Below are 23,965 nucleotides of genomic sequence, written 5' to 3'. Positions count from 1 at the left end.
GTGGGAGGTGTGGTCGGACGGGCCGAAGCAGGCCCTGCCACGGGGTGGGGTGGCGGGAGGGTGCACCGGTGCGCACCCTCCCGGTCTCCCGGGTCCCGGGTGCGCGGTCCGCCCCAGGGGGCGGGCGGCATACCCGGGTGGTGGATCACTGGACGGTGATGCCCATCGACCGGGCGGTACCGGCGATGATCCGCTTGGCCATGTCCACGTCGTTGGCGTTGAGGTCCTGCATCTTCATCTCGGCGATCTCGGTGAGCTGGGCGTCGGTGAGGGTGGCGACCTTGGTCTTGTGCGGCTCGCCGGAGCCCTTGGCCACGCCGGCGGCCTTCTTGATCAGCTCGGCGGCCGGCGGGGTCTTGGTGACGAAGGTGAAGGAGCGGTCCTCGTAGACCGTGATCTCCACGGGGATGACGTTGCCGCGCTGGGACTCCGTCGCGGCGTTGTACGCCTTGACGAACTCCATGATGTTGACACCGTGCTGACCGAGGGCCGGGCCGACGGGGGGCGCGGGGGTGGCCGCACCGGCCTGGATCTGCAGCTTGATGAAGCCGGAGACCCTCTTGCTCTTGGGGGGCATGCGAACTACTTCCTTGTCGTGGGCCGACGCCGTGGGCGATGACCCGGTTGCAGTCCCGACGTCGGTCGACGCCGGGCGGACGCAGGGCGGAGGCTCAGAGCTTCGCGACCTGGTTGAAGGACAGCTCGACCGGGGTCTCCCGGCCGAAGATGGAGACGAGCACCTTGAGCTTGTTGCTCTCGGGGATGATCTCGGAGATCGTCGCGGGCAGGGTCTCGAAGGGACCCTCCATGACGGTGACCGACTCGCCGACCTCGAAGTCGACCTGGCCACCGGAGGCACCGCCGGCCGAGGACCCGGCGCCGGCGGCGCCCGTGGCCGGGGCGCCCGATCCGGCGGCGGCCGGGGTGTCGAACGTGGGGGCCAGCATGGAGACGACCTCGTCGATGCTCAGCGGCACCGGCTGGTGGGCGTTGCCGACGAAGCCGGTGACGCCGGGCGTGTGCCGCACAGCGCCCCAGGACTCGTCGGTCAGGTCCATCCGCACCAGCACGTAGCCGGGCATCCGCACGCGGCGCACCTGCTTGCGCTGGCCGTTCTTGATCTCGGTGACCTCCTCCATGGGGACCTCCACCTCGAAGATGAAGTCCTCCATGTTCAGGCTCGTGATCCGGGTCTCGAGGTTGTGCTTGACCCGGTTCTCGTAGCCCGCGTAGGAGTGCACGACGTACCAGTCGCCGAACTTGCCCCGCAGGACGGACTTGAAGTCCTCCAGCGGGTCGGCCGGCTCGTCGTCGGCACCGGCGGCCGGCTCGTCGTCGTCGGTCTCGACGGCCTCGTCGTCGGTCTCGACGGCCTCGTCCACCGCAGGGGTGAGGTCGGCCTCCTCGGCGGGGTCGGTCCCGGTGGAGGGGTCCATGTCGTCCGAGGGCGCGGTCGTGTCGGCGACGTCGGTGCCGGGCTCGGTCTGCTCGTCGTCCGGGGCGGCGTCGAACCGCTCGGCCGCCGCCAGGTCGGCCTCCTGCACGGACTGCTCGGCGGTGCCCTCGTCGACGGAGGGGTCGCCGGCGCCCAGGCGGACGTCGGTCTCGGGGGTCTGCTCGGCCATGCCCTACTTCCTCATACGGTGTCGTCGTCGCGACCACGGGTCGCGGCGCGGGTGCTCGGTGGTGCTGCTCAGGACCCGAAGACGAGTCCCATCAGCCCTCGGAACAGCTGGTCCAGGCCGAAGATGTAGCCCATGACCGCGGCGACGAAGACGAGCACCACGATGGTGTAGGTGATCAGCTCCTGCCGCGTGGGCTGGACGACCTTGCGCAGCTCGGCCAGGACCTGCTCGACGAAGGACGACGGGCGGGCCGGCTGACCGGTGCCGGTCGGGCCGCCACCACGCGCGACACCCTCGGTGTCGTGGGCCGGGTTCGCCACGGATCGCCTCTCCTCGTGCTGTCTATAGCCTGTCGTCGAGCGCGGTCGGCGCCCGGTCGTACGGACCTGCGCCGGGTCGTGCGGATCTGACCGCTCGCGCAGGGCATGAGGGACTCGAACCCCCAACCGCCGGTTTTGGAGACCGGTGCTCTACCAATTGAGCTAATGCCCTTCACCGGGTGGTGCTGCGCCGGCCGCCGGTGGGGGGCAGGCTGACGCACGGTGCGAACACCCGAACAGGCAGTCTACGTGAGCCCCTCCCCAGGTGCAAAGATGGACGGGTGAGCGAGCAGACGCAGACCCCCACGCCCCGCATCTCCGCCAGGATCGGCTCCATCGCCGAGTCGGCCACCCTGGCGGTCGACGCCCGGGCCAAGGCACTGAAGGCCGAGGGTCGCCCGGTCATCGGCTTCGGCGCCGGAGAGCCCGACTTCCCCACGCCCGACTACGTCGTCGAGGCCGCGGCGGAGGCCGCACGCCAGCCGGTCAACCACCGCTACTCCCCCGCCGGCGGCCTGCCCGACCTGAAGAAGGCCGTCGTGGCCAAGACCCGGCGCGACTCGGGGTATGCCGTGGAGCCGGCGAACGTGCTCATCACCAACGGCGGCAAGCAGGCGGTCTACAACACCTTCGCCACCCTCCTCGACCCCGGTGACGAGGTGCTCCTGCCCACCCCCTACTGGACCACCTACCCGGAGGCGATCCGGCTCGCCGGCGGCGTGCCGGTGGACGTGTTCGCCGGGGCCGACGCGGCATACCTGGTGTCCGTGGACCAGCTCGAGGCGGCCCGCACGGACCGCACCAAGGTGCTCCTCTTCTGCTCCCCCTCCAACCCGACCGGGGCCGTCTACCCGCCCGAGCAGGTCGAGGCCATCGGCCGCTGGGCCCTGGAGCACGGCATCTGGGTGGTCACCGACGAGATCTACGAGCACCTGCTCTACGACGGGGCGCAGGCGCCCTCCATGCCGGTCCTCGTCCCGGAGCTGGCCGACACCTGCGTGGTGCTCAACGGCGTCGCGAAGACCTACGCGATGACAGGGTGGCGCGTGGGCTGGATGATCGGCCCCGCGGACGTGGTCAAGGCCGCGACCAACCTGCAGAGCCACGCGACCTCCAACGTCGCCAACGTCTCACAGCGGGCCGCGATCGCGGCCCTGGAGGGCGGTCTCGACGCCGTCGAGGAGATGCGCACGGCCTTCGACCGTCGCCGACGCCTCATGGTGGACATGCTCAACGCGATCGAGGGCGTGCACTGCCCCGTGCCGCAGGGGGCGTTCTACGCCTACCCCTCGGTGGAGGGCGTGCTGGGCAAGGAGATCCGGGGCCGGACCCCGCAGACGTCCGCGGAGCTGGCCGCGCTCATCCTCGACGAGGTAGAGGTGGCCGTCGTGCCCGGTGAGGCCTTCGGCCCCAGCGGCTACCTGCGGCTGAGCTACGCCCTCGGGGACGAGGACCTCAAGGAGGGCGTCGGCCGGATCCAGGCGCTGCTGGGCGAGGCCCGCTGAACCTGGCCGGACGACCGGTGGCCGGACGGGCCGGTGGCCGGACGGGCCGGTGGCCGGCCGGGTCGAGGCGACGGAAGTCGCCCGCATCGGGGGATATTTCCCCTGATCCGGGCGACTTTCGTCGTGTCGGGCGACCTCAGTCGGTGCCGAACTCCATCGCGGCCCAGTCGAGGGCCTCCTCCTCGTCCTCGGTCGGACCCACGCCGCCGGCGATGCGCTCGGCGCCGCCGGGCGTCAGCTCACCGACGAGCGAGGTGGTGGCCAGGCCCATCGCGGAGGCGGCGGCCCCGCCGCTGCCGAGCAGGCCCATGCCGACGTACTGCTCCAGGCGCGCGCGCGAGTCGGCGATGTCCAGGTTGCGCAGCGTGAGCTGGCCGATCCGGTCCGTCGGGCCGAAGGCGGCGTTGGTGACCCGCTCCATCGAGAGCTTGTCCGGGTGGTAGGAGAAGGCCGGGCCGCCGGTGCTGACGATGGAGTAGTCCTCGCCGCGCCGCAGCCGCAGCGTGACCTCACCGGTCACCGCCGAGGCGACCCACCGCTGCAGCGACTCGCGGATCATCAGCGCCTGCGGGTCCAGCCAGCGGCCCTCGTACATGAGCCGCCCCAGGCGCCGGCCCTGGTCGTGGTAGGCGGCGATGGTGTCCTCGTTGTGGATCGCGTTGACGAGCCGCTCGTAGACGATGTGCAGCAGCGCCATCGCCGGTGCCTCGTAGATGCCCCGGGACTTGGCCTCGATGATCCGGTTCTCGATCTGGTCGGCCATGCCCAGCCCGTGCCGCCCGCCGATCTCGTTGGCCTTCATCACCAGGGCCACGGCGTCGCCGTCGAAGTCGTCCCCGTCGATGGCCACCGGCCGCCCGTCCTTGAACGAGACGGTGACGTCCTCCGTGGGGATCTCCACCTCGGGGTCCCAGAAGCGCACGCCCATGATCGGCTCGACCAGCTCGATGCCGACGTCGAGGTGCTCCAGCGACTTGGCCTCGTGCGTGGCGCCCCAGATGTTGGCGTCGGTGGAGTAGGCCTTCTCCTTGCTGGCCCGGTAGGGCAGGTCCCGCTCGGAGAGCCACTGGCTCATCTCGTCGCGACCGCCCAGCTCGTGGACGAACGCCTCGTCCAGCCAGGGCTTGTAGATGCGCAGGTTGGAGTTGGCCAGCAGGCCGTAGCGGTAGAACCGCTCGATGTCGTTGCCCTTGAAGGTCGAGCCGTCGCCCCAGATGTTGACGCCGTCGTCCTTCATCGCCCGGATGAGCATCGTGCCGGTGACGGCCCGGCCCAGCGGCGTGGTGTTGAAGTAGGTGCGCCCGCCGGAGCGGATGTGGAAGGCGCCGCACGCGAGGGCGACCAGACCCTCCTCGACGAGCTCGGGCCGGCAGTCGACCAGTCGGGCGATCTCGGCGCCGTACTCCTGCGCCCGGGCCGGGACGGTGTCGATCTCCGGTTCGTCGTACTGGCCGATGTTCGCCGTGTAGGTGCAGGGCACGGCCCCCTTCTCCCGCATCCACGCGACCGCCACCGAGGTGTCGAGACCGCCGGAGAAGGCGATGCCGACACGTTCACCGACGGGGATGCTCGTCAAGACCTTGGACATGCCGATCAGTGTATGCGGACCTTCGCATAGATATGCAATCCGCAGGTCAGGGTATGCCGCAGCGGGCCCCGGTCCGTCCGCTACTCGTCCCCGCGCAGCTGGAAGCGCTGCAGCCGCCAGCCCGCGAGGAGCACGCCCACGACCAGCACCACGACCGAGGCGACCACGGCGTAGGTCGTCGACAGGTCCACCGGCGGGACGTCCACCTCGGTCGCGGCGTCTCCGAGCCGCTGGACCAGGGACCGGACCGAGACGTAGCGCACCCCGACCAGGAGTCCCCCCAGGAGACCCTCGACGATGAGCACGTACACCAGCCCGGCGATCATGCCGTGCCGGGTCGCGGCCGACATCGCGGTGAAGAGTGCCGTATAGAGGACGGCGGCCACCGCCCCGAGGAAAGCTGCCGTCGCCACCCACCGCCCGCTCAGCCCGCCCGCGAACGCCGTCGCCGCGAGGCCGCCGGCCCCGAGCAGCACGCTCACGCCCGCGGCGACGACGAACTTGGACAGGGCCACGGCATACCTGCTCACGGGGGTGGAGAGCAGGTAGACGACCGAGCCGTCGTCGATCTCCGGGCCGAGCACGCCGTTGGCCGCCAGCAGGGCGACGAGCGGGACGACCAGGGCCAGCCCGAGCTCGAGCACCACGAGGGAGGCGCTGACCGGCCCCCCGGTGAGCGCCCGGAGCACCCCGGCGGTGGCGACGAGCAGGAGCGGCAGGCCGGCGAGCAGCAGCCCGCGCCGCTGTCCCGCGAGCGCCTGCAGCGCCAGCCGCATGATGGTGGCGTTCACGACTGCACCAGGTAGGTGAAGACCGACTCCAGGGACTCGTCCGTGGGCAGCAGCTCGCGCACGGTGATGCCGTGCTCCCGGGCCAGCCGGGGCAGGGCGAGGCTGAACCCGCCCGTGTCCGTCACCTCGACGGTCGTCGCCGGTCCGCCGGCCAGCTCGGCCAGGCCGACCGCCCGCACGCTCGGCTCCCGCATGAGGACGGCGGCCAGCAGCCGGTCGTCGCTGCTGCGGACGGTGTAGTGGGAGGGCCGGTCGGTCATCAGCCGGCGGATGGCTCCGAAGTCCCCGCTGGCGGCGTGCCGGCCGGCGACGACCACCTCGACGTGGCGGGCGATGTGCTCGACCTCCTCGAGGATGTGGCTGGAGAAGAGCACGGCCCGACCCTGCTCCCCCATCCGGGTCAGCAGGTCCATCAGGTGCATCCGCTGGCGCGGGTCGACACCGTTGAACGGCTCGTCGAGGAGGAGCACGCGGGGCTCGTGCACCAGGGCCGAGGCCAGCTTGGCCCGCTGGCGCATCCCCTTGGAGTAGGTGCTGATCGGCCGGTCGGCCGCCTCGACGAGGTCAACCTCCTCCAGGGCGCGGGCCGCCGCGTCACCGGGGTCGGGCAGCCGGTGCAGCTCCGCGCTCGCGCGGACGAACTGGCGGCCGGTCAGGTAGGAGAAGCTGACCTCGCGCTCGGGGACGAGACCCAGGTGGCGGTAGGTGCCGACCTCTCGCCACACGGGCGTGCCGTCCAGCGTCACCGTGCCGGCGGAGGGGGCCAGGAACCCGGCCATCATCGCGATCAGCGTGGACTTGCCGGCGCCGTTGGGACCCAGCAGGCCGGTGACCCCCGGCCCGATCGTCATCGACACGTCGTTGACCGCCACGACGTTGCCGTACCAGCGCGAGACCTTCTCCAGCACGAGCTCGCTCACCTCAGGACCCCTTGCTGCGGTAGCGACGGACCAGGGCTCCCAGCCCCAGGACGACGAGGGCGAAGGCGACGGCGAGCATGAGCAGCGCCGTGCCCGCCGTGCCGGCCGGTGCCGGGTAGACGGGGGCGGCGTCGCTCAGCCCCGCCTGGACGGAGTCGACGACGACGAAGGGCGACAGCAGCCCGAGCCAGGTGGCGAGCCGGTCCTGGCCCTCCCCCGAGGCGACCTCCTGCAGGGCCGCGGTGATGCCCAGCCCCATGAGGAGCACCATGATCGTGCCGCCCACCGCCAGCCCCCGGCGCATGGTCCAGGACGCCGCGAGCGCCGCGACCGTGGCCAGCATGACCGCCAGGAGGACGGCGCCTCCGATCGCGACGGCCACCTTGGGCAGCTCCTCCCCCGGGTCCGCCCCCGCCGCGAGGCCGCCGACGACGAGGATCAGCAGGGGGGTGACGACGAAGGCCAGGATCGACAGCAGCAGGGACGACCACCGCAGGAGCGCGAACTGCGCCGCCCCCAGCGGTCTGGCCAGGTAGAGGCTGATCACCCCCGAGCGCAGGTCGCGGGAGAAGAGGACCGGCGCCTGGGCCGCGACGAAGAGCGCCACGAGGAAGGCGGTGTTCTGGGTGTAGCCGGCGTAGTTGAGCAGCTCGGGCCCCAGCCCGATGAAGGCCATGATGCCCACCAGCACGACGGCCGGGACGATGCTCATCGCCAGGAGGGCGAAGGGCAGGATCTTGGCCTTTCCGGACCGTCCGAACCCGAACACCGCCAGGACCCCCGACCACAGCAGGGAGCGCGCGATCCCACCCGTCCCGACCCGCGGCCCCCCGTAGCTGCGGTACCCGATGTCGTGGATGACGCCCTGCCGCCCGGGCGCGCCGCTCATCGGGCCGCCTCCTCGCGGAAGACGTCCTCGAGCTGACCGGTCTTGGCCTGCAGCCGCACCAGCCCCAGCCCCAGGTCGACCGCGGTGTCCCGGACGAGGTCGCGGAGCACGTCCGGCGCGGTCGTCGTCGGGTCGATCTCCAGCAGCGTCCCGCGCGGGCGGCAGACGAGGCCCCGGCCGGCCAGCGCCCGTCCCATCCGCGCCTGCGCGTCCGAGCCGTGCCCGGCCGGCTCGAGCACCTCGACGACGAGGACGCCCGTGTCCCCCAGGAAGGACCGGGTGGACTCCGAGCGCAGCAGGTGACCGGCGTCTAGGACCACGACGTGGTCGCTGACCCGCTCCAGCTCGCCGAGCAGGTGGGAGGTGACGAGCACGGGGATGCCGAAGTCGTGGCCGATGCGGCGGATCAGCCCCAGCATGTCGTCCCGGGCCGCCGGGTCCAGGCCGTTGGTGGGCTCGTCGAGCATCACCAGCCGCGGGTCGTGCACCAGGGCCTGCGCCAGCTTGGCGCGCTGCTTCATCCCCGTGGAGTAGGTGCCCATGAGGCGGTAGCGCTCCTCGGCCAGGCCCACGTGCCGCAGGACGTCGGCGGCGCGCTCCCGGGCCGCGGCGGCGGGCAGGCCCGACATCCGCCCCATGTGCACGACGAAGTCGATCGCCCGCATGTCGGGCGGCAGGCAGTCGTGCTCGGGCAGGTAGCCGACCACCTGCCGGATCTGCGGACCGGCCCCGGTGATGTCGTGCCCCAGGACGCGCGCCGACCCGCTGGTGGGCCGGAGCAGACCGAGCAGGATCTTGATGAGGGTCGACTTGCCCGCCCCGTTGGCCCCGACGAGGCCGGTCACTCCGCCACCGAGGTCGAGCGTCAGGTCCTCGAGGGCCACGACGGAGCCGGCGGCGTAGCGCTTGCCCAGCCCCTGCGTCTCGACGACACCCATGGCGGCGACAGTATCCCCCGCGGGTGCCCGGTGGGGTGGGGATCGCCTGAACGGGTCGGGGTGGACGGGTGAAGGTTCCGCACCATGAGGTAGACACGGACCATGACCCGTCCGGTGCGCACGCTGCCCAAGGCGCACCTGCACCTGCACTTCACCGGGTCGATGAGGGTCTCGACGGTGCGCGACCTCGCGGAGCAGCACGGGCTGCGTCTCCCGCACGCCTTCACCAGCGACTGGCCCCCGCAGCTGTCGGGGCACGACGAGCGCGGGTGGTTCCGCTTCCAGCGTCTCTACGACGCCGCCCGCGCGTGCGTGCGCGGCGAGGCGGACATGCGCCGCATCGTGCGCGAGGCCGCCGAGGACGACGCCGCCGAGGGCTCGCGCTGGCTCGAGCTGCAGGTGGACCCCACGTCGTACGCCCCCTTCGTCGGCGGCATCACCCCGGCGCTGGAGATCGTCCTGGACGAGGCGCGGACCGCGAGCGCGGACACCGGGACCCACGTGGCCGTCGTGGTCGCGGCCAGCCGGATGCGGCACCCGCTGGAGGCCCGCACGCTGGCCCGGCTGGCGTCCCGGCACGCGGGCGAGGGCGCTGGCACGGTCGTGGGGTTCGGGCTGTCCAACGACGAACGACGGGGTATGACGAGCGAGTTCGCCCCGGCCTTCCGGATCGCCGCGCGGGCGGGGCTGGCGAGCGTGCCGCACGCCGGCGAGCTGCTGGGGGCCGACCACGTGCACGTCGCCCTGGAGCACCTGCGGCCCGACCGGCTGGGTCACGGTGTCCGCGCCGCCGAGGACCCGGCCGTCCTGGCGCGGGTGGTGCAGGAGGAGGTGACCCTGGAGGTCTGCCCGACCAGCAACGTCGCGCTGGGCGTCTACCCCACGCTGGCCGACGTCCCCCTCCGTCGGCTCCTCGACGCGGGGGCCCGGGTGGCCCTCGGCGCGGACGACCCGTTGCTCTTCGGCAGCCGCCTGGTCGCCCAGTACGAGAGCGCCCGTCGGGACCAGGGCCTGCCGGACGAGGTCCTGGCCGAGCTGGCCCGCGCGTCGGTGCGTGGTTCCTCGGCTCCGGCCGCGGTGCGGGCCGGGCTCCTGACGGCCGTCGACGACTGGCTGGCGGGCGACCCGCACGACGCGGACGAGACGCGCGACGTGGACGGGGTGGACGGGGTGGACGGGCGGAGAGACGGCCCCTCCAGAGCTGGAGCCCGACCAGTCTAGAGCTGGAGCCCGACCAGCACCGGCTCGTTGACGAGGCGGACCCCGAAGACGCGCTCGACCCCGTCGCGGACCTCCCGGGCCACCTCGAGCACGTCGGCCGCGCGGGCGGACCCGCGGTTCGTCACGGCCAGGGTGTGCTTGGTCGACAGGCCGGCGGGACGGCCCTGCACGGTCGCGTAGCCCTTGGGGAACCCCGCCCGGTCGATCAGCCACGCGGCCGAGGTCTTGACGTGGGCCTCGTCGCCGGCCGGGAACTGCGGCGGCACCGGTCCCCCGGCGCCGAGGTGCTCCTGCGCGCGCGCCCGCAGCCGGGCCATGGCGTGGAGCGTGAGGATCGGGTTGGTGAAGAAGGACCCGCAGGACCAGGTGTCGTGGTCGGCGGCCTCCAGGACCATGCCTCGGCGGCCCCGCTGCTCCAGCACCGCGGCCCGGGCGTCGGCGAGGGGCACGCGCCCCCCGAGGGGCACCCCCAGACCGTCCGCGAGCGCGGCATACCCGATCGGCTGGGAGAGCTCGGTGGGGCGCAGCGAGAAGGTGACCGACAGCACGACGTGGCGCGGTGTCACCGCCCCGCCGGGGGCGTCGGCGCCCAGCATGGACTCCTTGAGGACCGAGTGGCGGTAGGAGAACTCCAGGTCGGCGGCGAACATCGTGCGGACGCGCTGCTCGAGGCGGTCCCACACCCGCACCTGGGCGACGGTCTGGGCGACCTCCTGGCCGTAGGCACCGACGTTCTGCACCGGTGTGGCCCCGGTCGACCCGGGGATGCCGGAGAGGGCCTCGATGCCGGACCAGCCGTGCTCCACGGCGTGCGCCACCACGTCGTCCCAGACCTCGCCGGCCGCGACCGTCGCGGTGACGCCTCCGCAGGCCGAGTCCTGCGGGACCTCGATGCCGCGCGTCCGGACGAGGACCACGGTGCCCGGAAAGCCCTCGTCGGCCACGAGCAGGTTGGACCCGCCGCCGACGACGAGCAGCGGCTCACCGGCGCCGTCCGCCTCGCGGACCGCGTCGACGAGCTCGGTCTCCGTCGTCGCGACGACCACCCGTCGGGAGGGCCCGCCCACCCGCATGGTGGTGAGCTCGGCGAGCGGGGGGTGTGCCGCGGGGTCGACGGCGGGGGAGCCGGCGGGCTGCGTCATGCCCGCACCACGGCCTGGCAGCGGCCGAGGACCTTCTGGCCGCCGCAGGTGACGGTGAGCTCCAGGGTCCGGGTGCCCGCCTCCTCGTCGGAGCGCTTCACCACGCCCTGCACCAGCACCTCGACCGTCTCTCCCTCGGGGACGACGACCATGCCGGTGAACTTCGTGGAGCACGACAGGACGCGCGCGGGGTCGCCGCCGGCGTAGGAGGTGACGACGTCGAGGGCGGCACCCATCGTCCACATGCCGTGCGCGATGACGTCCTCCAGGCCCACGGACCGGGCGAACCCGGCGTCCTGGTGGATCGGGTTCTGGTCGCCCGACGCGTCCGCGTAGGCGAGCAGCCGGGCACGGTCGACGGTGACGGTGCGGCGCAGCACGTCGGGACCGGGGGTCCCGGTGGGTGTGCCCCCGGCGGTCTCGCGGTCGGGTCCCATCAGCCCTGCCCCCTCACCACGATCGTGGAGGTCACCGTGGTCACCGGCCCACCGTCGGCACCGGTGAGCTCGACGCGGGTGGAGACCATCCCGTGGCCTCCCGCCTCCCGCATCCGGTCCACGTGCAGGGTCCCGGTGAGCACGTCCCCCGCGACGATCGGGCGGTGGTGGGTGAACCCCTCCTCGCCGTGCACGACCCGGGAGAAGTCGATGCCGGCCTCCGGGTCCTGGACGAGCTGCGCCTCGCAGCGCTGGGCCAGGCGGACCGCGAAGGTGGGAGGCGCCACGACGTCGGCGTGACCCAGGCTGCGGGCCGTCCCGGGGTCGAGGTGCGCCCCGTTGGTCGACCCGAGGGCCTCGGCGAAGGCGACGATCTCCTCGCGCGTGACCGGGAACGGCCCGGCGGGCGGGTACTCCCGACCGGCGTAGTCGGTGTTGACAGGCATGCCGGTCAGCCTAGTGGGGACGCGCTCCCGGACGACGAAGGCCGCCACCCCGGCGGGGGTGACGGCCTCGTGCTGCTCGACCCGGGTCAGCGGGTCTCGCGGTGGGCGGTGTGCTTGCCGCAGCGCGGGCAGAACTTCGCCATCTCGAGCCGGTCGGGGTGGTTCCGCCGGTTCTTCTTGGTGATGTAGTTCCGCTCCTTGCACTCGGTGCACGCCAAGGTGATCTTGGGGCGGATGTCGGTGCTCTTGGCCACGGTGCAAACCTGCTCTCGGAACGATGGGGTGCTGCTGTCGGGGTGGTAGCGGGAGCGGGGCTCGATCCCGCGACCTCACGATTATGAGTCGTGCGCTCTAACCAGCTGAGCTATCCCGCCTCGGGCGGCGACCCACGTCGGGTCGGCCGGCCAGAGCCCCCAAACGGAATCGAACCGTTGACCTTCTCCTTACCATGGAGACGCTCTACCGACTGAGCTATGGGGGCGGACTGTCGTTCCTGCCGGCCCTTCCGGCCCGCAGGCAGCGATCCGCAACTTTACACGACCGTGCCGGGCAGTCCAAAACGTCCCGTCCGGCATCGGTGGACGGCCTCACGGGCGGCCGTCACCGGCGTCGGAGGTCCCCCCTTCACCGGCGTCGACGTCGGTCCCGGTGGCCGACGCGGCCCGCCCCACCTGCATGGTCAGGTGCAGGCGGCCGCCGTCGCGGTCGGTGACGGCCAGGCGCGCGCCGTCGGGCTCGAGCTCCCCGCGCAGCACCACCGTGGACGGCAGCAGGACGGGCTTGCGGAACTGCACGTCGACCGTCGCCACCTCCGGCACCCGGGGCCGGACGGCGGCGAGCACCCGGGCGTGCGTCCACATCCCGTGCGCGATCGCGCGCGGGAAGCCGAACGCCTTGGCGGTCACGCCGGTGAGGTGGATCGGGTTGGCGTCGCCCGAGACGGCGGCGTACTGCCGCCCCAGCCCCGCAGGAAGGCGCCAGCGGGCCATCTCGGCCGTCGGCACCGGGCCGTCCGACCCCTCCGACGAGGGGTTCGGCCGGTCCTGCTCCGCCTGCTGGTCGTCCGAGGAGCTCGACCGGGCCAGGTAGGTGCTGCGGCCCTCCCAGACAACCTCGTCCTGCACGCGCACCTCGCCGCACAGGTCGACGGTGTGGCCGCGCCGGTGGGGCTGCAGGTTCTCGGTCCAGGTCGAGAGCACGAGCGTCTCGGCGACCCGGACCGGACGGTGCAGGGTCATCGAGTTGGCCACGTGGACCATCCCGACCATGGCGAACGGGAAGGACCGGTCCGCCATGAGCCGGACCTGCAGGGGGAAGGTGAGCACGTGCAGCCAGGTGGCCGGCACGGTGTCCCCCAGGACGTCACCGGTGACCTCGCAGTAGTCGCGCAGGCGGGCCAGGTCCTGCTCGACCCCGGGAAGGACGAGTCGGTGGCGGGGCAGGCTCCCGGCGGCGCCGCGGCGACCCCGGGAGGTGGCGACCGCCCGGGCGAACAGGGCCGGGATGCTGGGTGGTCCGTCGAGGAGACGGACGTCGACGTCGCCCATCACGCCCCCAGCTGCGACTGGCCGCAGACCCGCAGCACCCGGCCGGTGACGGCGGCGCTGGCGGGCTGGGCGAACCACGCGATGGTCTCGGCGACGTCCACCGGCTGACCGCCCTGCTGCAGCGAGTTGATCCGCCGGCCGATCTCGCGGGTCGCCACGGGGATCTTCGCCGTCATCTCGGTCTCGATGAACCCGGGGGCGACGGCGTTGACCGTGATGCCACGGTCGGCGAGGCGTGCGTCGGAGCCCATCGCCCGGACCAGGCCGACGACCCCGGCCTTGGAGGCGGCGTAGTTGGCCTGCCCGCGGTTGCCGGCGATGCCGGAGGTCGAGGCGACCCCGACGATCCGCCCGCCGTCGTCCAGCCCGCCGGACAGGCCGGGATCCAGCAGCACCTCGTTGATCCTGATCTGGGCGGCCAGGTTGACCTCGAGCACGCTGCCCCAGCGTTCCTCGTCGGTGTTGACGAGCAGCCGGTCGCGGGTGATGCCCGCGTTGTGCACGATCGTGTGGATCCTGGCCGCGTCGCCGAACCGCTGCGCCACGTGGCCGGCGATGCGCTCGCCGGCGTCGGGAGCGGTGATGTCCAGCTGGAGCGCGGTCCCGCCGATGCCGTTGGCCACCTGGGACAGGCCCTCACCACCGGCCGGCACGTCGACCGCCACGACCATGGCCCCGTCCCGGGCGAAGGTCTCGGCGATGCTGGCGCCGATGCCGCGGCCGGCGCCGGTGACGACGACGACCTGACCCTCGAACGGCCGCTCGGAGGTGATCTCGGTGACGCGCGCCTCGTCGGCGTGACCGACGTGCAGCACCTGTCCGGAGACGTAGGCCGAGCGCCCCTCCAGGAGGAAGGACAGCGTCGAGGCCAGGTCGGTCGGGGTGGTCGGGGCGTCGGTGAGCAGGTCCACCCGCACGAGGTTGGCGGTGGCACCCCTGCGCAGCTCCTTGCCGACGCTGCGCACCACGCCCTCCATGGCCTGCTGGACGGCGACCGCCACCGGCCCCCCGGCCGTCTCCGGCTCCACCCCCACGACGACGACCCGGCCCGAGGCCTCGAGAGCCTTCAGCGCCGGGCGCAGGACGCCGCGCAGGGCCTCCAGGTCCTCCAGGGCGGTCGCGGCGGTCGCGTCCACGAGCACCGCCCCGATCTTCCCGGGGTAGGGCGCCGGCACCTCCCGGGTGCTCCCCTCGTCGGTGGTCTCGGTCACGCGCGTCTCCGGCGTGTCGACCAGGGCCTCCTCGGCGGAGACCCCCAGGACGTCCAGGGTCCGCCGCACCAGGGTCGGCGACCCGCCGGCGGCGCCCACGACGACCGGCCCGGTCGGCAGGGTCCGGCCGCGGCGCAGCCGCGTCGGCTGGGGCACGCCCAGCTGGCGGGCGAGCGGGTTGGACGTGAGCAGCTGCACGAGGTCGGCCATGTCAGCACCCTTCCAGGATCGCGACGACACCCTGGCCGCCGGCGGCACAGATCGAGACGAGCCCGCGCGAACCGGGGCCCTTCTCGTGGAGCAGCTTGGCCATCGTGGCCACGATGCGCCCGCCCGTGGCCGCGAAGGGGTGCCCCGCGGCGAGGGAGGACCCGTTGACGTTGAGCTTCGCCCGGTCGATCGACCCCAGCGGGGCGTCCAGGCCGAGACGCTCGCGGGTGAACTCCTCGCTCTCCCAGGCGGCCAGGGTGGCCAGGACGGTGGAGGCGAAGGCCTCGTGGATCTCGTAGAGGTCGAAGTCCTGCAGGCTCATCCCCTGCCGTGCCAGCATCCGGGGTACGGCGTAGGCCGGGGCCATGAGCAGGCCCTCCTCGCCGGAGACGTAGTCGACCGCGGCGACCTGCGCGTCGACGAAGCGGGCCAGCACGGGCAGGTGCCGCTCCTGGGCCCACTCGCGGCTCGACAGCAGCACCGTGGCGGCGCCGTCGGACAGGGGCGTGGAGTTGCCGGCCGTCATGGTCGCCCCCTCCCCCTTGCCGAAGACCGGCTTGAGGGTGGCCAGCTTCTCCACGGAGGTGTCCGGCCGCAGGCCCTCGTCGCGGGCGAGCCGCAGGAAGCCGGTGGCCAGGTCGTCGAAGAAGCCGGAGTCCCAGGCGCGGGCCAGGTTGTGGTGGCTCGCCGCGGCGAGCTCGTCCTGGGCCTCGCGGGAGATTCCCCACTCCTTGGCGGTGCGGGCCTGGTGCTCCCCCATCGACAGACCCGTGCGGGCCTCGGCGTTGCGGGGCGTCTCGGGCGCCAGGTCCCCGGGCCGGATGCCGGCGAGCGCCTTGGCCCGCTGCAGCGGGCTCTTGGCCGCGTTGGCCTTCAGCAGCGCCTTCCGCAGCCCCTCACCGACGGCGATCGGGGCGTCGCTGGCGGAGTCGACGCCGCCCGCGACGCCCGCCTCGATCTGACCGAGCGTGATCTTGTTGGCCACCTGGATGACGGTCTCCAGGCCGGTGCCGCAGGCCTGCTGCAGGTCGTAGGCCGGGGTGGTGGGCGCCAGGGCCGAGCCGAGCACCGCCTCCCGGGTGAGGTTGAAGTCGCGCGAGTGCTTCAGCACGGCACCGGCGGCGACCTCGCCCAGCTGCTCGCCGGCCAGCCCGAACCGGGCGACGAGCCCGTCCAGCGCGGCGGTGAGCATGGCCTGGTTGGAGGCCGCGGCGTAGGACCCGCCCGCGCGGCCGAACGGGATGCGGTTGCCGCCGACGACGACGGCCTCTCGGGGACGTGGCTGGACGGGCTGGTCGGGCTGGTCGGTCATCGACACTCCTCGGGGCGGCCGGCACCGGAACCGGCACGACGTGGGCGGAAAGGTATCCGGTACCGACTGTAGCCGATACGTCCGGTACGCGGTACTGTGGGCGTCATGACCACCGTCGGCCGACCGCGTCGGGGCCCCGTCCGCGGGGCCCGGGACGGCCGCGACGTGCGCTGGGAGGCCCACCGCACCGAGCGACGACGTCAGCTCGTCGAGGCGGCCCTGCGGGCGGTGCGCTCGCACGGGGCCGGCGTCGGGATGGACGAGATCGCCGCCGAGGCCGGCACGAGCAAGACCGTGCTCTACCGCCACCTCGGGGACCGCACCGGTCTCTACCGCGCGGTCGTCGAGGCCGTCGACGGCCGCATCCTGGCCGACCTGGCCCAGGCCCGCGCGACGAGCGACGACGTGGTGGAGCGGATCGCGGCGATGGTCCGCTCCTACCTGCGGCTGGTGGAGCAGGACCCCGAGATCTACCGGTTCGTGATGACCCGGCCGCTCGAGACCACCGAGGTCGACCCCGCCGACCCCGTCCACCAGCTGACCGACCGCATCGCCGAGCAGCTGGGCACCATCCTGCACGAGCACCTCGACACCACCGGCCGTCCCGACGCCGCCGTCCTGGCCCCCCTGTGGGGCCACATGGTCGTCGGGATGGTCCGCTCGGCCTCCGAGCACTGGCTGACCCGCCCGGGCGACACCGCCCAGGACTCCGAGACCCTCACCACGGCGGTCGTGGCCCTGCTGCGCCCCGCCCTGACCCGTCCCCAGGCCCGAACCCACCCGTGACCAGCTCCACGTCATACCGGAGGACCACGATGACCGACACCACCACCCAGGCGAGCACCTCCACCGGGGCGCTCCCCGGCGCCCCCGACGCCCCGGCCGCGGCCGGGGTGCCGATGACCTCGGCGGCGACCGAGGCCGCCACCACCGTGCGCACGACCGAGGACCTGACCCCGCTCGGGGCGGGGCTGCGCCGGGCGACCGCCGGGCGCTACGGACCCGTCCGCGACCTCATGCGCACCACGCTGCCCGCCGAGCTCATGGTGCGCGACCCCGCCATGACGATGGAGGAGGCCCGCGACTGGACGGTGCAGACCCTGCGCGCGCTGCTGGACCTGGGCCTGGGCGGCACCGGCTTCCCGACCTCCGTCGGCGGGCTGGACGACATCGGGCGCTCCTGCGTCGACTTCGAGATGACCGCCCACGGCGACCTGTCCGTCACCGTCAAGTCCGGCGTGCACTTCGGGCTGTACGGCGGAGCGGTCACCTCGCTGGGCACCGCGCGCCACCACGAGGAGTTCCTCCCCCCGGTGATCTCGATGGAGCAGATCGGCTGCTACGCGATGACCGAGTTCGGGCACGGGTCCGACGTGGCCTCCCTGGAGACGACGATCACCCACGACCCGCAGACCGACGAGCTCGTCGTCCACTCCCCCACCCCGTCCTCGGTCAAGACCTACATCGGGGCCGCCGCCCGCGACGCCCGGATGGCGGCCGTCTACGGCCAGCTGGTCGTCGACGGGACCGGCCACGGCGTGCACGTCGTGCTCGTGCCGGTCCGCGACGAGGAGGGCCGGCCCCTGCCGGGCGTCACCCTCGGCGACAACGGTCCCAAGGGTGGTCTGCTCGGTGTGGACAACGGCACGATCGCCTTCGACCAGGTGCGCGTGCCCCGCCGGATGCTGCTCGACCGTTACGGCGGCATCGACGACGAGGGCCGCTACGTCTCCGACATCGAGGGCGACAGCAAGCGCTTCTTCACGATGCTCGGCACGCTGGTGCGCGGCCGCATCTGCGTCGGCGCCGGCGCCGGGGTCGCCTCCCGCAAGGCGCTGTCGATCGCCACCCGTTACGCCCTGCGGCGGCGGCAGTTCGGCGCCCCCGGCCGGGACGGCGAGGTCGTCCTCATGGACTACCGGGCCCACCAGCTCAAGCTGCTGCCGGCGATCGCCACGGCCTACGCGCACGCCTTCGCGCTGGAGGAGTGCATCGAGCGGCTCCAGGAGCTGCACGAGGCCCCCGAGCGCGACCAGGTCGCCCAGCGCGAGCTGGAGACCCGGGCCGCCGGCCTGAAGGCCGTCGTCACCCGGTTCGCCAACGACACCCTGCAGGTATGCCGTGAGGCGTGCGGCGGGGCGGGGTACATGGCCGAGAACGGACTCACGGTCCTGCGGGCCGACGCCGACGTCTTCGCCACCTTCGAGGGCGACAACACGGTCCTGCTGCAGCTGGTGGCCAAGGGTCTGCTGACCGGCTACCAGGAGATGTGGGGCGACCTGGACACCCGGGGCATGGTCGCGGCCGGCGCCCGGATGATCGGTGGCCAGGTGGTCGAGGCGACCGCCGTCCGGCCGCTGGTCAACCGGCTCGTCGCGGCCGCCGCCCGGCGCTCGGAGGACGAGACGCTGCTCGACCGGGGCTGGCACCTGTCGATGTTCGTGGACCGGGAGAAGCACGTCCTGCAGACGCTGGCCAACCGGATGCGTGCCCGGGCCAAGGACGAGGACTCCTTCGCGGCCTTCAACGACGCGCAGGACCACGTGCTGATGGCGGCCCGCACGCACATGGACCGGGTCGTCCTGGAGGCCTTCGTCGAGGGCGTCGAGGCCTGCCAGGACGGGGAGGTGCGCGACGTCCTGGAGCGCCTGTGCACCCTCTACGCGCTCAGCTCCATCGAGGCCGACTCCGGCTGGTTCCAGTCGCACAACCGCATGTCGGCCGCGCGGGCCAAGGCGGTGACCGCCCAGATCAACGCGCTGTGCACCGAGCTGCGGCCGCACGCCCTCGAGCTCGTGGAGGGCATGGGCGTGCCGGAGGCCTGGCTGGGCTCGGCGATGCTCGCCGAGGACCCCGCCCGGTGGACGCCGGGCGCCCAGGCCTGAGCAGCGGCGTCCCGTCACGCCGACACGCCCGGCCGCACCGACCAAAGGGTTCAGGTGAACCCCCGGGGTCGGTGCGACCGGGCGTGTCGTCGGTCTGGCCGGGCCGGTCTCAGCCCTCCCGGGCCTCGGCGACCACCTCGGTGAGGGCGTCGGTGACCATCTTCAGCTCCTCACCGGTGATGGTGAGCGGCGGGGCCAGCCGGATCGTGGAGCCGTGCGTGTCCTTGGCCAGCACGCCCTTCTTCGCGAGCGCCTTGCAGGCCTCCTTCCCGGACATCAGCCCGGGGTCGATGTCGACGCCGGCCCACAGCCCGCGCACGCGCACCTCGTCCACACCCTGGCCGATGAGGGCCTCCAGGTCCTGACGGAACTGCCCCTCCAGGGTGGCCGCGTTCTGCTGGTGCTCCCCGGTGGCGAGCAGGTCGCACACGGCCTTGCCGACCGCCGCCGCCAGCGGGTTGCCGCCGAACGTCGACCCGTGCGTGCCGGGGGTGATGACCCCCATGACGTCGGCGTCAGCGGCGACGGCCGACACCGGCACGATGCCACCGCCCAGGGCCTTGCCCAGGGTGTACATGTCGGCCTCGACGCCCTCGTACTGGCAGGCCAGGGTGGTGCCCACCCGACCCAGGCCGGCCTGGATCTCGTCGGCGACCATCAGCACGTTCCGGTCCGTGCACAGCTGCCGCAGCCCGGGCAGGAAGCCCTCCTTGGGGATCTTCACGCCCTGCTCGCCCTGGATCGGCTCCACCAGCACCGCGACGGTGTTGTCGTGGATCGCGGCCTCGACCGCGGCCAGGTCGCCGTAGGGCACCGAGACGAAGCCCTGGGTGTAGGGCCCGTAGTGGTCGTGGGCCTCGGGGTCGTCGGAGAAGGAGATGATCGTCGTCGTCCGGCCGTGGAAGTTGCCGTCCATGACGATGATCTCGGCCTGCTCCGCCTCCACGCCCTTGACGAGGTAGCCCCACTTGCGGGCGATCTTCAGCGCGGTCTCCACCGCCTCGGCCCCGGTGTTCATCGGCAGGATCATGTCCTTGCCGACCAGCTCGGCCAGCGACGCGCAGAAGGGACCCAGCTGGTCGTTGTGGAACGCGCGGCTCGTCAGCGTCGACCGGTCCAGCTGGTCCTTGGCGGCCTGCACCAGCGCGGGGTGACGGTGGCCGAAGTTCAGGGCCGAGTAGCCCGAGAGCGCGTCGAGGTAGCGCCGGCCCTCCACGTCGGTGACCCAGATCCCCTCGGCGTGCTCCACGACGACGGGCAGCGGGCTGTAGTTGTGGGCGGCGACCTTGTCCTCGAGGTCGATGAAGTCCTGGTTGGTCGACAGCTGCGTCATACGCGTCATCCTAGGGTGGGGCCGGGGGTGGACCGGGGTGCGGGTCGGGGAGGCACGGTCCGGCGGCACCGCCGGACTCGATCGACTAAGTATGCGATGCCGAGAATAGGTATGCAAAGCCGGGTCGGCGTCGCTCAGGTCGCGTCGAGGCTCTCCCCCGCGCGCTCGGGCAGCAGCAGGTATGCCGCCACGGCCCCGACGAGGAACGTGCCGCCGAAGAGGGCGAAGAGACCGGCGCTGCCCCACAGACCGAGCAGCACCGGCACCGACAGCGGGGCCACGATGGAGGCGATGCGCCCGAACCCGGCCGCGGCCCCGGCCCCCGACGCGCGCACCGAGGTGGGGTAGATCTCGGGGGTGACCGCATACAGCGCCCCCCACGCCCCGAGGTTGAAGAAGGACAGGGCCATGCCCGCGGCCAGGATCTGGGTGGTCCCCTCGGCCAGGCCGAACAGGCCCGCCGAGGCCGCCGACCCCACGAGGAAGCTGGCCAGCGTGACCCGGCGGCCCCACACCTCGACGAGGACGGCCGCCAGCGCGTAGCCGGGCAGCTGGGCGAGGGTGATGATGAGGGTGAAGCCGAAGGAGCGGACCATGTCGTAGCCCTGGGCGTACAGCAGGCTCGGCAGCCAGATGAAGGCGCCGTAGTAGGAGAAGTTGACGCAGAACCAGACCAGCCAGATGCCCAGGGTCCGCCGCCGCAGGGCCGGGGACCACAGCTGGCCCGGGGTCTTCGGCGGGACGGGGGGCAGCGGGCGGCTGCGGGCCGGCGGCTCCACCCCCGCCGAGTCCTCGAAGCGGCGCACGACCGCCTCGGCCTCCTCGGCGCGACCGCGTCTCTCCAGGAAGAGCGGGGACTCCGGCAGGCCCCAGCGGATCACCACGGCCCACAGGGCCGGCACCAGGCCGATGGCGAAGGCGTAGCGCCAGCCGTCGTCGAACCGGGGCACGACGAAGAACCCGATCAGCGCCGCCAGCAGCCAGCCGACGGCCCAGAAGGACTCCAGCGCCACGACCATCCGGCCGCGGATGCGCGTCGGCGACAGCTCGCTGACCAGCGTGGAGGCCACCGGCAGCTCGGCCCCCAGGCCCAGACCGACGAGGAAGCGCAGCAGGAGGAGCACCGCCAGGCCGGTGGCCAGCGCCGAGGCGCCGGTCGCCACCCCGTAGACGAGCAGGGTGAGCGCGAAGACGGTGCGGCGGCCGTAGCGGTCCGCCAGCATCCCCCCGAAGGTGGCACCGATCGCCATGCCGACGAAGCCGATGGACAGCAGCCAGGACTGCTCGGTCGGCGTCAGGTCCCAGGAGGTGGCGATCGCCAGGCCGACGAAGGAGATGAGGCCGACGTCCATGGCGTCCAGGGCCCAGCCGGTGCCCGCGCCCAGCAGGGTGCGGGTGTGCTCCCGGGTGTACGGCAGGCGCCCCATCCGCTCGGCGCGGGTGGGGGCCTGCTCGTGCTCGCTCGTCGCGGGCGTCGTCGTCGTCGACATGGTGGTCGATCGTAGGTCACGCCCGGGTGTCGGCCTCCGCGGCCCGCACGGCCAGGGCGACCGCCGCCCCGCCGCCCAGGAGGAGCAGCACCCCCAGGGTCAGCAGCGCACCGCCGAGGGGTCGCGCCCACGGCATGGTGGCGGCCACGTCGATCCGGGCCTCCAGGCCGGCGGTGCCGTCCGCGGGCATGACGACCACGACCCAGCTGCCCGGGGTGGCCGGGAGCTCGACCGACTGGCGGTCGGGGCCCTCGGCGCTGGCCACCCAGACGTCGTGGCCGTAGGGGTCGGTGCGCGGCGCGAGGCCCTCGACCTCGCGCGCGTCCGCGGTGAGCGGACCGGTCTGCACCGTGTGCTGGACGCCGGCGAGGTAGGCGGCCGCGTCGTCCGCGCGGGCGACCCCGACGAAGACCTCACCGCCGTCGGTGTCCTGCGCGCGCACGCGCAGCTGGCCCAGACCCTCGTCCAGACCGAGGCCGCGCAGCTCCAGCGGCTCGGTGGCCACGGCATACCCGTCGGTCTGCACCCGCAGGGTGGGGCTGGTGACCCAGCCGTCCTGGCGCAGGGCGGAGACCCCGGCGCCGCCGACGACGAGGCCGAGACCCAGCAGGAGGGCCAGCGCCCCGGCGACCACGGAGACGACCCGGCCGGTCGTCCACGAGGAACGGCCCGTCGTGGAGGGAGCCTGGGGTGCGTCGTCCTGCAGCAGCGGGCTCCCGGCGTGCAGGGAGGTCCCTGCGGGGGCGTAGGGAGCCAGGGTGTCCTGCGGGTCGCTCCCGCCACCCTGGTCCAGCCGGAACGGCGGGTAGGTGTCGGTCATCAGGGCGGCGTAGCCGGCGACCCGCAGCACCCAGCGGTTGAGGCCGAGGAGCAGGTCGTAGAGGCCCTGGGGGTAGCGCCCGGTGAACAGCAGGAAGAACCCGGCGACCACGGCCAGCAGGGCGATCAGCCCACCCCCCTCCCAGACCCACCGGGCACCCTCGGCGGTCTCCCAGGCCAGACCGTCGACGCGGGCGTCGCCCACCCACCGGATGCCGTTGGTGGTCAGCACCGCCACGACCAGGTAGTGGGGGATCGCCAGCAGCCACCACTTGACGAGGACGAGGCCCCGCGACAGCTGCCCGGGGCGGTCGACCTCGAGGTGGGCCGGGTAGTCCGGCACGTCGTGCAGGGTGAACGGCGGGTAGCGGTCGGTCCCCAGGGCGCCGTAGGCGTAGTAGGCCACCCGCCAGCTCCAGCGGAGCACGCCGACGTTGAAGTCGAAGACCGCCCGGGGATAGCGCCCGGTGAACAGGATCGCGAAGAACGCGACCACGGTGAGGACGAGGAACGCCGCCCACAGGACCGCGAGCACGATCGCGTGGGGCACGATCAGCAGCCACTTGATCACCCACAGTCCGCGGGAGGGCCGGTCCGGTCGGGGTTCGGCGGTGAGGTGGACGGGGTAGGCGGGAACGGTTCCCGCTGCGAGGACCGCAGTCATCGCGATCACCTTCTTTTGGTCATCCCCACTCTATCTCTGCCGCGCGGACGCCGGAAGAGGCTCCGGCCCCGGGGTGACCAACGTCACGGGACCGGGCCGTCCGGCACCCGGCCCCGCCCGCTCAGCGGTAGTTGGTGTACTGCAGCGCCACGTCCAGGTCCTTGGCCTTGAGCAGCCGCTGCACCTCCTGCAGGTCGTCGCGGGACTTGGACGTCACCCGCAGCTCGTCGCCCTGGATCGTGGCCTTGACGTTCTTCGGCCCCTCGTCGCGGATGATCTTGGAGATCTTCTTGGCGTTCTCGCTCGAGATGCCGGCCGTCAGGGTGGCCTCGAGGCGGTACTCCTTGCCGGAGAGCCGGGGCTCCCCGTCGTTGCTGTACTCCAGGTGCTTGAGCGAGACGCCGCGCTTGACCAGCTTGGTCTGCAGCACGTCGAGCACGGCCCGGCACCGCTCCTCGCTGCTGGCCGCCATCTTGATGACCTCCCCGGACAGCTCGACGCTGGCGCCGACGTTCTTGAAGTCGTAGCGCTGGCTGATCTCCTTGGCCGCCTGGTTGACGGCGTTGGCCACCTCCTGGTGGTCCACCTTGCTGACGATGTCGAAGGACGAGTCGGCCATGACGGCATACCTCCTGCTGTGGTCGGTTCGGACCCGTGGTCCCGTCCTGTTAT

The 23,965-nt window shown here is 72.9% G+C and carries 23 protein-coding genes and 3 tRNA genes; 4 read left to right on the top strand and 22 right to left on the bottom strand.

Going from position 1 to position 23,965, the window contains the following annotated elements; all coding sequences use genetic code 11:
• Window positions 1-145 precede the first annotated feature (145 nt).
• The 4 genes from rplK to ACWHYA_RS08605 all read right to left on the bottom strand — a co-directional run bounded on the left by rplK (window position 146) and on the right by ACWHYA_RS08605 (window position 2,117).
• Complete coding sequence (gene rplK / locus ACWHYA_RS08620) at window positions 146-577, bottom strand: 50S ribosomal protein L11 (protein WP_425944070.1); 432 nt, start codon at window positions 575-577, stop codon at window positions 146-148.
• 94 nt (window positions 578-671) lie between these two features.
• Window positions 672-1,625, bottom strand: a complete 954-nt coding sequence (locus tag ACWHYA_RS08615; protein ID WP_425944072.1) for a transcription termination/antitermination protein NusG — start codon at window positions 1,623-1,625, stop codon at window positions 672-674.
• 68 nt (window positions 1,626-1,693) lie between these two features.
• Entirely contained in the window at window positions 1,694-1,945 is a 252-nt protein-coding gene (gene secE / locus ACWHYA_RS08610) for a preprotein translocase subunit SecE (RefSeq protein ID WP_425944074.1), read from the bottom strand.
• A 99-nt stretch (window positions 1,946-2,044) separates the two neighbouring features.
• Window positions 2,045-2,117: transfer RNA gene (locus ACWHYA_RS08605), tRNA-Trp, on the bottom strand.
• Between the two features lie 109 nt (window positions 2,118-2,226).
• On the opposite strand from ACWHYA_RS08605, the gene ACWHYA_RS08600 reads away from it, so the two are divergent.
• A complete protein-coding gene (locus tag ACWHYA_RS08600) occupies window positions 2,227-3,450 on the top strand; it encodes a pyridoxal phosphate-dependent aminotransferase (protein ID WP_425944076.1) in 1,224 nt (407 codons plus the stop codon).
• A 136-nt stretch (window positions 3,451-3,586) separates the two neighbouring features.
• Here ACWHYA_RS08600 and argG read toward each other — a convergent pair whose 3' ends face one another.
• The 5 genes from argG to ACWHYA_RS08575 form a co-directional block, all read right to left on the bottom strand.
• Window positions 3,587-5,038, bottom strand: a complete 1,452-nt coding sequence (argG, locus tag ACWHYA_RS08595; protein WP_425944078.1) for an argininosuccinate synthase — start codon at window positions 5,036-5,038, stop codon at window positions 3,587-3,589.
• 80 nt (window positions 5,039-5,118) lie between these two features.
• Window positions 5,119-5,829: an ABC transporter permease gene (locus ACWHYA_RS08590; RefSeq protein WP_425944080.1), complete on the bottom strand. Its 711-nt coding sequence runs from the start codon at window positions 5,827-5,829 to the stop codon at window positions 5,119-5,121.
• A complete protein-coding gene (locus tag ACWHYA_RS08585) occupies window positions 5,826-6,749 on the bottom strand; it encodes an ABC transporter ATP-binding protein (protein ID WP_425944082.1) in 924 nt (307 codons plus the stop codon). The genes ACWHYA_RS08590 and ACWHYA_RS08585 overlap by 4 nt, the downstream gene beginning before the upstream one ends.
• A 1-nt stretch (window position 6,750) precedes the next feature.
• A complete protein-coding gene (locus ACWHYA_RS08580; protein ID WP_425944084.1) occupies window positions 6,751-7,638 on the bottom strand; it encodes a hypothetical protein in 888 nt (295 codons plus the stop codon).
• On the bottom strand, window positions 7,635-8,576 hold the full coding sequence (locus tag ACWHYA_RS08575; protein WP_425944086.1) for an ABC transporter ATP-binding protein: 942 nt from the start codon (window positions 8,574-8,576) through the stop codon (window positions 7,635-7,637). The genes ACWHYA_RS08580 and ACWHYA_RS08575 overlap by 4 nt, the downstream gene beginning before the upstream one ends.
• Before the next feature lie 102 nt (window positions 8,577-8,678).
• Here ACWHYA_RS08575 and ACWHYA_RS08570 point away from each other — a divergent pair, with 102 nt between their 5' ends.
• Entirely contained in the window at window positions 8,679-9,797 is a 1,119-nt protein-coding gene (locus tag ACWHYA_RS08570; protein ID WP_425944088.1) for an adenosine deaminase, read from the top strand.
• On the opposite strand, the gene ACWHYA_RS08565 is transcribed toward ACWHYA_RS08570, so the two are convergent.
• From ACWHYA_RS08565 to ACWHYA_RS08525, 9 genes are all read right to left on the bottom strand, one after another.
• Window positions 9,794-10,939: a UDP-N-acetylmuramate dehydrogenase gene (locus ACWHYA_RS08565; protein ID WP_425944090.1), complete on the bottom strand. Its 1,146-nt coding sequence runs from the start codon at window positions 10,937-10,939 to the stop codon at window positions 9,794-9,796. The two genes, ACWHYA_RS08570 and ACWHYA_RS08565, sit on opposite strands and share 4 nt — an antisense overlap.
• Window positions 10,936-11,376 (bottom strand): MaoC/PaaZ C-terminal domain-containing protein, encoded by a 441-nt coding sequence (locus tag ACWHYA_RS08560; RefSeq protein ID WP_425944092.1) that lies wholly within the window; start codon window positions 11,374-11,376, stop codon window positions 10,936-10,938. Before ACWHYA_RS08560 ends, ACWHYA_RS08565 begins: the two co-directional genes overlap by 4 nt.
• Window positions 11,376-11,822: an FAS1-like dehydratase domain-containing protein gene (locus ACWHYA_RS08555; protein WP_425944094.1), complete on the bottom strand. Its 447-nt coding sequence runs from the start codon at window positions 11,820-11,822 to the stop codon at window positions 11,376-11,378. Before ACWHYA_RS08555 ends, ACWHYA_RS08560 begins: the two co-directional genes overlap by 1 nt.
• A gap of 86 nt (window positions 11,823-11,908) precedes the next feature.
• Window positions 11,909-12,076 (bottom strand): 50S ribosomal protein L33, encoded by a 168-nt coding sequence (gene rpmG, locus ACWHYA_RS08550; protein ID WP_425944096.1) that lies wholly within the window; start codon window positions 12,074-12,076, stop codon window positions 11,909-11,911.
• Window positions 12,077-12,119: 43 nt separating this feature from the next.
• A tRNA-Met gene (locus ACWHYA_RS08545) sits at window positions 12,120-12,196 on the bottom strand.
• Window positions 12,197-12,230: 34 nt separating this feature from the next.
• Window positions 12,231-12,303 (bottom strand) — tRNA-Thr (locus ACWHYA_RS08540).
• A 106-nt stretch (window positions 12,304-12,409) separates the two neighbouring features.
• The gene (locus ACWHYA_RS08535) at window positions 12,410-13,369 is read right to left on the bottom strand and encodes a MaoC family dehydratase (RefSeq protein ID WP_425944098.1); all 960 of its coding nucleotides are present in this window, start codon (window positions 13,367-13,369) and stop codon (window positions 12,410-12,412) included.
• On the bottom strand, window positions 13,369-14,790 hold the full coding sequence (locus tag ACWHYA_RS08530; protein WP_425944100.1) for a 3-oxoacyl-ACP reductase: 1,422 nt from the start codon (window positions 14,788-14,790) through the stop codon (window positions 13,369-13,371). The genes ACWHYA_RS08535 and ACWHYA_RS08530 overlap by 1 nt, the downstream gene beginning before the upstream one ends.
• A gap of 1 nt (window position 14,791) precedes the next feature.
• Window positions 14,792-16,102: an acetyl-CoA C-acetyltransferase gene (locus ACWHYA_RS08525; protein ID WP_425944102.1), complete on the bottom strand. Its 1,311-nt coding sequence runs from the start codon at window positions 16,100-16,102 to the stop codon at window positions 14,792-14,794.
• A gap of 105 nt (window positions 16,103-16,207) precedes the next feature.
• On the opposite strand from ACWHYA_RS08525, the gene ACWHYA_RS08520 reads away from it, so the two are divergent.
• Entirely contained in the window at window positions 16,208-16,888 is a 681-nt protein-coding gene (locus tag ACWHYA_RS08520; RefSeq protein WP_425944104.1) for a TetR/AcrR family transcriptional regulator, read from the top strand.
• A 29-nt stretch (window positions 16,889-16,917) separates the two neighbouring features.
• Window positions 16,918-18,987 (top strand): acyl-CoA dehydrogenase family protein, encoded by a 2,070-nt coding sequence (locus ACWHYA_RS08515; protein ID WP_425944106.1) that lies wholly within the window; start codon window positions 16,918-16,920, stop codon window positions 18,985-18,987.
• A 109-nt stretch (window positions 18,988-19,096) separates the two neighbouring features.
• On the opposite strand, the gene rocD is transcribed toward ACWHYA_RS08515, so the two are convergent.
• The 4 genes from rocD to ACWHYA_RS08495 form a co-directional block, all read right to left on the bottom strand.
• Entirely contained in the window at window positions 19,097-20,320 is a 1,224-nt protein-coding gene (gene rocD / locus ACWHYA_RS08510; protein ID WP_425944108.1) for an ornithine--oxo-acid transaminase, read from the bottom strand.
• Between the two features lie 134 nt (window positions 20,321-20,454).
• Complete coding sequence (locus ACWHYA_RS08505; RefSeq protein WP_425944110.1) at window positions 20,455-21,810, bottom strand: MFS transporter; 1,356 nt, start codon at window positions 21,808-21,810, stop codon at window positions 20,455-20,457.
• Between the two features lie 16 nt (window positions 21,811-21,826).
• Window positions 21,827-23,293, bottom strand: coding sequence for a DUF4389 domain-containing protein (locus ACWHYA_RS08500; RefSeq protein WP_425944112.1), 1,467 nt, complete (start codon window positions 23,291-23,293; stop codon window positions 21,827-21,829).
• Window positions 23,294-23,414: 121 nt separating this feature from the next.
• Entirely contained in the window at window positions 23,415-23,912 is a 498-nt protein-coding gene (locus ACWHYA_RS08495) for a YajQ family cyclic di-GMP-binding protein (protein WP_425944114.1), read from the bottom strand.
• Window positions 23,913-23,965 lie beyond the last annotated feature (53 nt).

The organism is Ornithinimicrobium carbonis (assembly GCF_977012275.1).
Note: the sequence above shows the minus strand (reverse complement) of the source record. Positions and strands in the feature narration are given on the sequence as shown.